This window comes from uncultured Corynebacterium sp. (assembly GCF_902782855.1).
Lineage (GTDB): Bacteria > Actinomycetota > Actinomycetes > Mycobacteriales > Mycobacteriaceae > Corynebacterium.
Map to the genome: position 1 here is coordinate 1 of NZ_CACZOO010000157.1, position 11,434 is coordinate 11,434.

The following is an 11,434-nucleotide window of genomic DNA, read 5'->3' on the forward strand; positions in this document are numbered from 1 at the left end:
CCGTGGTTCTGACAGTCGTCCTGACTGTGGTTCTGACCGTGGTTCTCGCGACCGGCGGGGACGGGGCCACCCGCGATGCCGGACAGCGGTCCTCCGCGACCGACATCCCGACCCCCGACGAGCTCGAGCGGGAGATCACGGGGGCAGTCGACGAGATCGCCCGGCGTCACGGCGCCACCCTCGGGGTGAGCCTGAAGTTCGACGGTGAGGTGCTGCACGCCGGTGACCTGCAGGCGGTGCGGGCCTGGTCGACGACGAAGGTGCCGGTGGCCGTCGCCGCGCAGCAGCTCGCGGAGGGCAACGGCACCACCGACCTGATCGCCGACGACATCACGGCGGCGATGACCGTGTCCGACAATGACGCGGCGATGCGGCTGTGGTCGACGCTGGGCAGCTGGCAGCAGGGTTCGGCGGCACTGACCAGGGTGCTCAGGTCGACCGGGGACCCCACCGATGCCCTCGCCGCGGAGAACGAGCCGGACTACACCGGCTTCGGGGACATTCACTGGAGCCTCGACAACCAGGTCACCTTCGCTGACAGGTTGGCCTGCCTCGACGGGGCGGGGCCGGTCCTCGACGCGATGGGTCAGATCGTCCCGGTCCACCGGTCGGGCCTCGGAGTGCTGCGCGGGGCGCGTTTCAAGGGCGGGTGGGGACCGGAGAACGACGGCACCTACGTGCTGCGCGAGTTCGGACTGGTGGGGGAGAAGGACCGGCAGGTCCCGGTGGCGGTCGCCGTGGTCCCCGATGACGGTTCGGACACCACGGCACGGGAGACCGCCGGGGCCCTCGCCGAGGCACTGGAGCCGATTCTCGAGGTGGTCGCCGACAACGGTGGTGCGGCCACCTGCCAGGTACCTGACGGTGTGCCGGCGGCCTCGACGGCGGCACCGGAGTCCGTGGAGGACAGTATCGGGTGGTGACCGGCGGTGCCCGGCGGTGCCGGGTGGTGCCGGTGGCGCCATCAGGTGTCGGCGCTGATGCGCGGTGGCATACACTGAAGCGCGACCAGGGAGAATGTACGGAAAGGACGCACGATGACCCAAGGATGGGGTGACATTCCGCCGGGCGGTACCGGTGGCCCGGGCGGTCCCGGTGGTGGTGAGGACGACGCCACCCGCAGCTTCGCCCCGGTGGACCCGGGGGCGGCCGGGGCGTCGGGTACCGACGGCGCGGGTTACCAGTACAATCCTTTCCAATCCGAGCGGTGGCTGCCGCAGGGACAGGGATACCCGCAGGAACAGGGATACCCGCAGGAACAGGGATACCCGCAGGGACAGGGCTATCCGCAGGGTCCGCAGAACACCGGTGGACATCGTGGCAACGGCATGGGGATCGCTCTCGTCATCGTGGTGGTCCTGCTGGTCATCGCGCTCGGCGTCCTGCTGGCCACCCAGTGGAACAACATCTTCGGCACCTCCGCGGACGGGGAGGACGCGACGGCCACCCCGGTGACGACCACTGTGGTCGTGCCCGGCGGCTCCGGGGAGGACAGCACCTCCACCCCGCGTACCACGTCAGCCTCCCGGGCCCGCCCGACCAGCGCCGCCCTCCCCGGCGGCGTCGCGGCGGTGAACTCTGCGGCGCTGAACGGTGAGCCCACCGGCAACTTCAACTCCATCTGGTTGTCCGGACCGACCACCGCCGGGTTCGCGGAGAACGTGCGCAACGCCTACGTCAACGCCTACCGTGTCGACCGGAAGACGAACCAGACCGTCTCCGCCTCCAGCCCGACCACCGGACTGACCTACACGATGACCTGCGTTGACCAGGGAAGCTACATCCACTGCACCGGAGGCAACAACGCCAATGTCTACATCGCCTGACCGGTACTCCGCCGGCCTCGTGCGTGCCGTGGTGACCGTCCCGGCCGCCCTCGTCGCTCTCACACTCGGCGGCTGCGTCATCGGCACCACCGGAGACGGGGACGCCGAGGCCGGGCAGACCGTCGTCACCGTCACCGACGGCGCCCCCGACCCCACCGGCCCCTCCGGCCCGACAGCGGCCGCCGCACCGACCACCGGCGAGGTACCGGGCGCTGCTCCCGGAGCCCCGGGAGCCGAGGTCACCGTCGGCGCCCCGTACTCGCTGGCCTACCTCGACAACGGCACCGTCGTCACCGCCGGTGACCTTGGGACCACCGTCGCCTGGTCGACGAGCAAGGTCCCCGTCGCCGTCGCCGCCCTGCGCGCCGTCGACGACGGTTCCTCCCTGTCGGACGCCGCGACCGTGCACAGCAACGTCACCGCCGCCATCACCGCGTCCGACAACGCCGCGGCCCAGGCACTCTGGGACTCGCTCGGTGACCCCGCCACCGCCGGGCAGAAGGTGGAGCGCGTCCTCCGCGAGGGCGGGGACGCCACCACCACCGTGCAGACCCGGGTCGTGCGCGAGGGCTTCACCTCCTTCGGACAGACCCTGTGGCCCACCGCCGACCAGGTGCGGTTCGCCGCCGGCCTCTCCTGCCTCTCCGGGGCACAACCGGTACTCACCGCCATGGGGCAGATCGCGGCAGGCCAGGACTATGGTCTCGGTCACCTCCCGGGCGCGCGGTACAAGGGGGGTTGGGGGCCCGCCACCAGTGGCGGCTACCAGGTCCGGCAGTTCGGACTGGTGCCCGGAGCCGACGGCACCCTCGTGCCGGTCGCCGTCGCCGTGACCTCCCCGGACGGTAGCTACGAGTCGGGATCGGCGGCCCTCAGCGAAATCGTCGACCAGCTCGGCGCGACCCTGGGCTCGGCCAGAGGGGTGGCGTCCGGCTGCTGACCGGTTGACGACCGGCTGCTGTATCCGGTGGCCGGGCTCATGCTCTATGGTCGTGGGGTGGCCAGTTGGAATGCGGACGAGTCAGGGCGAGGCGGCAGGGTGGGTCTGTGGACCCTCGCTGCCCTCCTCCTGCTGATCCTCAGCGTCACCGTCGTCGTCGCCGCCCTCGACAAGAACCCGTCTTCTTCCGGGGACGGTGACAGTGGACGGTCCGCCCTGGAGAGCGCGGCCGCCGAGGCGTCCCGCCCGACAGAGCAGCAGCAGGCCGAGGACGCGACGCTGCGCATCGAGAGCGTCGTCGCCGACATCAGTGACCGGTTCGACGCGAAGGTCGGTGTCAGTCTGCGCGCCGGCGGTGGAGTGGTCCACGCCGGCGAGTCCGGGGATCTGCACGCCTGGTCCTCGGTGAAGGTCCCGGTCGCCTTCGCCGCGGTGCAGCATCAGCTGGACGCCGCTGCCACCGGGGCCCCGGCCGTCGACCTCACCGGCGACCTCGCCCTCGCCCTGACCCGGTCGGACAATGACGCCGCCCTGCGGCTCTGGGAGACCCTCGGCACCGACGAGGAGTCCTCGGTCGCGGTCGACGGTGTCTTCCGGCAGGCCGGTGACCCCACCGACGCGGAGGCCGACCGGGACCGCGAGGGCTACGAGGGGTTCGGCGACATCCACTGGACCCTCGACAACCAGGTCATCTTCGCCAACCGCATGTCCTGTCTCCCCGGGGCGGAGCAGGTCCTCGACCCGATGGGGCATGTCATCGACGAGCACCGTCAGGGCCTCGGTCTGCTGCCGGGGTCGCGTTTCAAGGGCGGGTGGGGCAACGAAGCCGACGGCAGCTACGTGCTGCGCGAGTTCGGACTCGTCGGCGCGCCGGGCAGGCAGGTCCCGGTCGCCTTCTCGGTCGTCCCGGCTGACGCGGGCGACACCACCGCCCGGGAGGCAGCCGCGGCCCTGGCACACGCGCTCGAGCCGGTGATCGCCGATCTGGCGGACGCCGGTGGTGCGGCGGAGTGCCAGGTGCCGGCATCGGTGCCGGCGGCCGTGTGACCGGCCCACCCCCGCGGTCGCACCACCGGCAGATCCCCTACATCTCCAGGAGCCCGATCTGGGCGCCGATGCTCTCGGCGTAGTGCAGCTGCTCCAGCCATCCGGACGCGCCGGGCCGCAGCAGGATGTACGGCCGGTTCGTCGGCCCACCCTTGACCCGGCCGGCGCGGGCCTCGTAGCGCAGTCTGGCGTCATGGCCGGCGTCGACGAGCCCGGAGATGTCCCGGGTCGGGTCCGCCAGGTTCTCCCGCGCCGCAGCGAGCAGCCCGATCGTCTCGTCCAGTGCGGTGACCAGGGCCTCCCTGTTGTTCTCGCACATCGCCCGGACCAGTCCCGGTTCGGTGCCGGCGACGCGGGTGGCGTCGCGGAAGCTCGACGCGGCCAGAGACAGTGCCAGTGCCCCACCCTGGTCCGCGGTGACCGCGAGTGCCTCGGCGAGGACATGGGTGAGGTGTGAGATGCGGGCGACGGCCCGGTCATGCTTGCGGGCGCGGGCGGGAACGACCACAGATCCCACTCCCACGGCCATGTCCACAACCCGGCACCAGATCCGCAGCCAGTCGGCGTCCACGGTGGCGTCCACGGCACCGTCCCCGGGTGCGGCCGTGGTGGCACCGGCACCGTCCCCGGGTGCACCGTCGGTCGTCACGACCCACACCGCGCCGTCGAACAGTCCCTGCGTCGTCGCCTCCCAGCCGGAGTCCGCGGTGCCGGCCATGGGATGCCCGCCGACGAAACGGCCGGACAGGCCGTGCTCCCCGACGAGTCGGAGCACCTCACCCTTCACCGAGGTCACGTCGGTGATCCCGCAGGACGGGGCGTGGGCGGCGACCGCGGAGAGCATCGACGGCAGTGCCGGAACGGGAACACCGAGGACGATGAGGGCGTCCTCCCGCTCGGCGCGGGCGAGCGTGCCGGCGAGGTCCCCGGAGACGTCGAAACCATCGGCGGACGCGGCCCCGACTGTCGCGGTCGACCGGTTCCACCCGAACGCGGGGGTACCCGCGGCTGTCAGATCGCGTAGCAGACTGCCGCCGATCAGGCCCAGGCCGAGCACGCACACCGGACCGGACCTGCCGGGGGAGTGCGGGTCGGCGGGGGGCTGTCCGGCGGCATGTGGCGAGGTCAGGTCGGTATCCGGTGAAGTCACCTACCAAGTGTGGCACAAAGCCGACTACGGTAGCGCCCATGAGTGGATTCGTGGTCGCAGCCCACCTCTTCGACGGGGTGTGGACCCTGCGCGTGCTGCAACGGTCGGTGCCCGACGGACTCGACCCGCTGCTCGCAGAACTGCGGGCCATGCGCGCGGAGGGGGTCCTGCTCGGCCTGGTCAGTGTCGACGACGACTGGGCGGCACTGGTACGCCCCGCCCCCGGTGGAGCCCGGTTACTGGTCGGTGACTCCACCGTCGCCCTCGAGGACGAGGACGACCCCGAAGTCGACGGGGTCCGGCTGGTACTCGACATCCTCGACTACCTCGGGGTGGACGCCCCCACCGACGACGAGATCGAGGACGCCGACGACCCCGACGCACCCTGGCCTGAAGGGGACTTCAGTGTCCTCGCCGACCTCGGCGTCGGCGAGCAGTCACTGTCCGTGCTCTTCGACGACGCCGAGATCTACGCCTCCGACCAACTGCTCTCCGTCGCCGGGGACCTCGGTTTCGGCGATGAGCTGGCAGATCTCTTCGACAGGGAGCTCGCCGACCTTGTCGGCGACGAGTGACGGGAACGGCACGGGCCGTCGCTTCATCGGGGCGGGCCTGCCGGAACCCGTGTCCGCGGCGTCGGACCGCGCCCGGATGGCCCGGGCCCTGGCGGTCGCGGCGTCCACCCCGGACGGTGACGTGCCGGTCGGCGCGGTGGTCTACGCGCCTGACGGCACCGAACTCGCCGCGGCGACGAACCGTCGGGAGGCGGACGCCGACCCTACCGCCCACGCTGAGGTCCTGGCCCTGCGCGCCGCCGCCCACGCTTACGGGGACGCCTGGCGGTTGGGGGGCTGCACCCTCGTGGTGACCCTGGAGCCCTGCGCCATGTGCGCCGGGGCGATGGTCGGGGCGCGGGTGGGGACCGTGGTGTTCGGTGCGTGGGAGCCACGCACCGGAGCCTGCGGTTCAGTCTTCGATGTCGCCCGGGAATCCCCTCTGCATGCGGTGGAGGTGCGCGGTGGCGTGCTGGCCGGGGAGTGCGGGGACCTGGTGCGGGGGTTCTTCTCCGGTCGACGGGAACACGACTGAGGGCCCACGGCAGGGACACGGGCCGGAACGCCGTCACAGGGTGTGCGTCGGGTGTGTAATGTCGGCGTCACCGACCGGGCCCTCCACCCGGACAACAGACCCCGAAGGGACACACCATGGGTATCGACGACCTGAAGAAGTACGCGGACAAGGCGAAGGACGCCGTCTCCGACAACCGCGACAAGATCGAGGGTGTCGCGGACGGCGCCATCGACAAGGTGGTCAAGGGCGACAAGGGTGACAAGGTCAAGGACGCCCTGCACAGCGGCCTGGACAAGCTGACCGGACAGTAGATTTCCGTTCCCGGTATCCGGTGCGTTACCCTGTTCCACGGTGGCGTGTCCGAGCGGCCGAAGGTGCTCGCCTCGAAAGCGAGTGTTGTGTAACAGCAACCGGGGGTTCAAATCCCTCCGCCACCGCCGACGATGATCCCCGTCCACTGCTGGTGCAGTGGGCGGGGATCAGTCATACCGGGACCTGCCGGGACGGGGGTGGAGCAGGGGGGATCAGAAACCGGGCTTCCGGCGGAATGTTCGACGGTCACCGCCCGCAGGTGCGGAGCTGTCCGGCCGCATTGATACGGTTATCGACGGCGAACCAGGGGTGAGCGAACAACAGATCAGGGAAAGGTCGGACAGCAACGTGCCGAAGCCGGTGGACAAGGGGACGACATACGTCCCGGGGTTGGACGGACTGCGGACCCTCGCGGTCACCGTGGTGATTCTCTATCACCTCGGTATCGGCGGTGTGCCCGGTGGACTGCTCGGCGTGGGTGTCTTCTTCACCCTCTCCGGCTACCTCATCACCGCCAACCTCATGCGGTCCTGGGACCGGCGTGGCAACCTCGGCCTCAAGACCTTCTGGCTGCGACGGTTCCGGCGCCTGGCACCGGCGATGATCGTCACGGTCATCGCCGTCCTCCTGCTCACCGTCGCCCTGGACCGTGGCGCACTGACCGACCGGGCCGGCGAGGGGCTCTCGACGTTCTTCTACGTCAACAACTGGCACACGGTCTTCTCCGAGGCGTCCTACTTCGACAACTTCGGCGGCCCCGGTCCCCTGGACCACATGTGGTCCCTGTCGGTGGAGGAGCAGTTCTACCTGGTCTGGCCGCTTCTTTTGCTCGCGCTGCTGTTCGTGCTGCGCAAGCGCCGCACGCTGGTGGCCTGGGCGACGGTGCTCGTCGCCGTGGCGTCGTTCGCGCTGATGTGGTGGATCGCCGACGCGGGCGCGGACAACACCCGCGCCTACGAGGGCACCGACACCCGCGCAGGTGGCCTGCTGCTCGGCGCCGCCCTGGCGGTCTGGCTGTCCGCCCGCCGGTCCGCAGGGAAGTCGACGCAGCCCAACGGGCCCGCCGCCGCGGTCCTCGGACTGGTCGGGGTGGCCGGCATCCTCGCGATGGTGATTCTCGTCGACCAGGAGGACATGTTCCTCTACCAGGGCGGCATCGCCCTGCTCAGCGTCGCCGCGGTATGCGCGATCCTCGCGGTGCTGCGTCCCACCGGCGTGTGGTCGGCCGTCTTCGGTTGGCTGCCGATGCGTTGGCTCGGTGAACGCTCCTACGGCATCTACCTCTGGCACATGCCAGTCATCGCCTTCCTCCCCGCCGGCTGGGTCGGGGACCGCCCGGTGCTCTCCGTGGCACTCACCGCCGGTATCTCCGTGGTGCTCGCCGCGGCGAGCTGGCGGTACCTCGAGGATCCGATCCGCCGCCACGGCGTGGTCGGCCCGGTGAAGGACTGGTGGGCCGAGTGGAAGCATGACAAGGCCGTGCCGGTGACCCGACGGGGACGGATACAACGCTATGCCGGAGCCGGTTCCGGTGTCGTGCTGTCCGCCGTCGTCATCATCGGCGCCCCCGCCGTCCTCGCCGACCCGGACGGCGGCGCCTCCGGCGGCGGTGCCGGCGGCCGGGCCATGGAGGTCGGGAACGACGGACCCGTCACAGCGGACGGCTCCGAGGCGGAGGCCGCGGCCGCCGACGGTGTCAGTCAGATGGCCTGTACCAAGGTCATCCACGTCGGAGACTCGACCTCGCTGGGTATCTTCAACCCCGACATGCTGCCCGACCCGTCGGATGTCGGCGGGAACCGGTACATCGAGCACGGTGCCCCCGAGGTCGAGACCAGTGTCTTCGGCGGGCGGAACACCACCGAGGGTTTCGAGGACTACCCCTCGGCGGTGGACTCCGTCGCCGAACTGCTCACCTACGACCAGCCCGAGGGCACCTGCTGGGTCATCGGAACCGGTGTCAACGACGCCGCGAACGTCGCCGCCGGGGCGAACTACGACGAGGAGACACGCGTCCGCATGATGATGGACCAGTTGAAGGGGCAGCGGGTCATGTGGTCCACCGCGAAGACCCGTATCGACGGCGGCTACTACGCCGACGCCAACATGCAGAAGTTCAACAGCATCCTCGAGACCGTCATGAAGGACTACCCCAACGCGGTGGTGTGGGACTGGGCTTCGGAGGTCGCCGACCACATGGACTGGTTCCTCGACGGTGACGACGTCCACTACAACGCCGAGGGCAACGCCGCCCGGGCCCGGATGTTCGCCGCCGCCCTCGCCAACGCTTTCCCGGCGGGCGGACCGGACCCGGTTCCCGGTGGCACCGTCGTGACCTCGGGGACGGAGTAGCCTTTCCGGCGGTCTTCCCAGCCGTTTCGCCTAGGATGGTCGCCCATGGCAACCTTCCTTTTCCGCCTCGGTCGCTGGTCCTTCCTCCACCGGAAACTCGTCCTCGTGGTGTGGCTCGGCGTGCTGGCGGTGGTCGGCGGCCTGTCGACGACGATGCAGAAGGGCTACAACGACCTCTTCGCCATCGATGGTGTGCCCTCACAGCACGCCACCGAAATGCTGCTCGACAAGTTCCCCGGCACGAAGAACCCCATGGAAGACGCGGGCGTCACCCTCGTCTACCGGGCGCCGGAGGGGCGGACCCTCGCCGACCCCGAGGTGGCGGCCGCTGTGCAGGCGTCCATCGACGCCATGAGGGCGGACGTCGACGACCTCACCGACGAGGCACGTGCGGCACTCACCACGCCGATGGCCGCCGATGACGCACAGACGCAGCAGCTCATCGACCAAGAGACGGCGATGGGCCTGCCGCAGGAGGTCGCCGAGGCGGACGCCGCGAACGTCGCCCTGGTCAGCCCCGACGGCACCATCGGTACCACCGGCTTCTCCTTCGACGTCGGGCTGCCCGCCGACGTCACCCCCGCCGACAAGGATGCCGTCAACGCCGCCCTGCAGATCGCCCGCGACGCCGGGCTGCAGGCCGAGGCCGGCGGCGCGGGCTTCGGCGACCCCATCGAGATCGAGCCGATCAGTGAGGTCATCGGCGTCATCGTGGCGTTCATCGTCCTGATCTTCACCTTCGGGTCGATGCTCGCCGCAGGGCTACCGCTGATCACCGCGGTCATCGGTGTGGGCCTGGGCGCCCTGGGCATCACCGGTGCCACGGCGTTCGTCCCGCTGAACAACATCACCCCGGTGCTCGGCATCATGATCGGCCTGGCCGTCGGCATCGACTACGCCCTGTTCATCATGAGCCGCTTCCGTGACGAACTGCGCCATGGCAGATCCAGGCCGGACGCGGTCGGTCTGGCGGCCGGTACCGCCGGCTCCGCGGTCGTCTTCGCCGGGTTGACGGTCATCGTCGCACTCGTCGGCCTCGCCCTGGCGGACATCGAGTTCCTCACCTACATGGGCTTCGCCGCCGCGGCGATCGTGCTCATCGCGGTACTCGTGGCGTTGACACTGCTGCCCGCCCTGCTGGGGTTCGCGGGGGAGCGCGTCTTCCGGAAGGACGCGGCCTTCGGTCGCGGGGAGATCCCGGACAGCAGCTCGGCACGGGGACGCCACGGGAAGCGCCGGAAGCCCGGGCCCCTCGCCCGGTTGTCCGGTCGACTGGGCGGGACGTCGCGTGCCGTACGCAGGGCACGAAACCCCTACGCACCGTCACTGGGTACCCGGTGGGTCTCGCTGATCCACCGGGCGCCCGGGGTGTTCGTCGTCATCGTCATCGCGGTGCTGGTGCTGCTCACCCTGCCGGCGAAGAATCTGCAGCTCTCGTTGCCTTCGGACATGACCTCACCGGAGTCGACCACCCAGCGCCGGTCCGCCGAGCTCATCGAGGAGGGATTCGGTGCGGGACGGAACTCGCCGCTGCTCGTCATCGTGGACGCCGCGGAGGTCAACGCGGAGTCTGAGTCGCTGAAGCCGCTGGTGGCCGGTGGGATCGACCCGGCGCAGGCGTCCTTCGTGGTGATCAAGGACCAGCTCGGCAACAATGTCGGCGTGAAGCACTCCCAGCTCGTCGGCGCGAGTGAGGACGGCACGACCGCCCAGATCCTGGTGACGCCCACGACCGGGCCGATCGACGAACAGACCGTGCAGCTCATCGGGCAGCTGCGCAGTGAGCAGTCCCGGATCGAGGCGGAGACCGGGGTGGACATGGGCATCACCGGGTTCACCCCGATCCAGCAGGACGTCACCGACCGGCTGGAGGGTGCGATGCCGGTCTACCTGGGGCTTGTCGTGGGCCTGGCGCTGGTGCTGCTGCTCATGGTGTTCCGCTCGCTGATGGTGCCGCTGGTTGCGGCGGCGGGCTTCCTGCTGTCCATCGGTGCGGCGTTCGGTGTGACGGTGCTGTTCTGGCAGGAGGGGCTGTGGGGGCTCATCGACTCGCCGGGCCCGCTGATCAGCTTCATGCCGATCTTCCTCATCGGCGTGACCTTCGGGCTGGCCATGGACTACGAGGTGTTCATCCTGTCGCGGATGAGGGAGCGGTGGACGAAGCACTCGCATGCCGCGGTGGCTGATGGGTCGGCGGGACGGTACAACGCCGTCGAGGATTCGGTCGTGCACGGCTTCGGTTTGGGCGCCCGGGTGGTGACGGCGGCGGCGCTGATCATGATCGCTGTGTTCGTCTCCTTCATCGCCCAGCCGCTGCCGTTCATCAAGGTCTTCGGCTTCGCGCTGGGGGCGGGCGTGCTCTTCGACGCCTTCTTCATCCGGATGACGCTGGTGCCCGCGCTGATGTTCATCACGGGCCGGGCGACCTGGTACATGCCGAAGTGGTTGGACAAGGTGCTCCCCACCTTCGATGTGGAGGGTGAGAAGCTGGAGAAGGCCTACGCGTCCGGCGCGATCGAGAAGATGGCGGACGCCCCGGCTCCGGTGAAGGAGAAGTCCCGGAAGAGCAGGAAGTCGGGGCAGGACGCCTGACTCGTGGACGCCTGCCCGGTGACCGACCTGCCGGTCGCCATCCTCCCGGTCAATGGCCGCCCGGCCGTCGCCTGTCTCAGGGGTCCTGGTCATCACCTGCCCTGTCGAGTTAGCACCCTCACCGGTAGACGAACGGCCGCTCAG

Annotated in this window: 10 protein-coding genes and 1 tRNA gene; 10 read left to right on the top strand and 1 reads right to left on the bottom strand. The window is 70.1% G+C overall.

The genetic code is table 11. From position 1 onward, the window contains the following. The 4 genes from QZV72_RS07290 to QZV72_RS07305 form a co-directional block, all read left to right on the top strand. A partial coding sequence (locus QZV72_RS07290) for a hypothetical protein (protein ID WP_367119093.1) occupies positions 1–923 on the top strand: 923 nt, incomplete at its 5' end. Between the two features lie 114 nt (positions 924–1,037). Next, entirely contained in the window at positions 1,038–1,826 is a 789-nt protein-coding gene (locus QZV72_RS07295) for a hypothetical protein (protein WP_297006722.1), read from the top strand. Continuing rightward, the gene (locus QZV72_RS07300; protein WP_297006724.1) at positions 1,810–2,766 is read left to right on the top strand and encodes a serine hydrolase; all 957 of its coding nucleotides are present in this window, start codon (positions 1,810–1,812) and stop codon (positions 2,764–2,766) included. Before QZV72_RS07295 ends, QZV72_RS07300 begins: the two co-directional genes overlap by 17 nt. A 99-nt stretch (positions 2,767–2,865) precedes the next feature. Continuing rightward, positions 2,866–3,813 (top strand): hypothetical protein, encoded by a 948-nt coding sequence (locus QZV72_RS07305; RefSeq protein ID WP_297006725.1) that lies wholly within the window; start codon positions 2,866–2,868, stop codon positions 3,811–3,813. Between the two features lie 37 nt (positions 3,814–3,850). On the opposite strand, the gene QZV72_RS07310 is transcribed toward QZV72_RS07305, so the two are convergent. Then, complete coding sequence (locus QZV72_RS07310) at positions 3,851–4,876, bottom strand: prephenate dehydrogenase (protein ID WP_297006731.1); 1,026 nt, start codon at positions 4,874–4,876, stop codon at positions 3,851–3,853. A gap of 125 nt (positions 4,877–5,001) precedes the next feature. Here QZV72_RS07310 and QZV72_RS07315 point away from each other — a divergent pair, with 125 nt between their 5' ends. From QZV72_RS07315 to QZV72_RS07340, 6 genes are all read left to right on the top strand, one after another. After that, positions 5,002–5,538: a tRNA adenosine deaminase-associated protein gene (locus QZV72_RS07315; RefSeq protein ID WP_297006726.1), complete on the top strand. Its 537-nt coding sequence runs from the start codon at positions 5,002–5,004 to the stop codon at positions 5,536–5,538. A gap of 76 nt (positions 5,539–5,614) precedes the next feature. Next, on the top strand, positions 5,615–6,052 hold the full coding sequence (locus QZV72_RS07320; protein ID WP_297006733.1) for a nucleoside deaminase: 438 nt from the start codon (positions 5,615–5,617) through the stop codon (positions 6,050–6,052). Positions 6,053–6,168: 116 nt separating this feature from the next. Further along, positions 6,169–6,345, top strand: coding sequence for a hypothetical protein (locus QZV72_RS07325; RefSeq protein WP_297006728.1), 177 nt, complete (start codon positions 6,169–6,171; stop codon positions 6,343–6,345). 39 nt (positions 6,346–6,384) lie between these two features. Beyond that, positions 6,385–6,471: transfer RNA gene (locus tag QZV72_RS07330), tRNA-Ser, on the top strand. Between the two features lie 223 nt (positions 6,472–6,694). Continuing rightward, positions 6,695–8,698, top strand: coding sequence for an acyltransferase family protein (locus QZV72_RS07335; protein ID WP_297006735.1), 2,004 nt, complete (start codon positions 6,695–6,697; stop codon positions 8,696–8,698). 45 nt (positions 8,699–8,743) lie between these two features. Beyond that, positions 8,744–11,290 (top strand): MMPL family transporter, encoded by a 2,547-nt coding sequence (locus QZV72_RS07340; protein ID WP_297006730.1) that lies wholly within the window; start codon positions 8,744–8,746, stop codon positions 11,288–11,290. Positions 11,291–11,434: the final 144 nt, after the last annotated feature.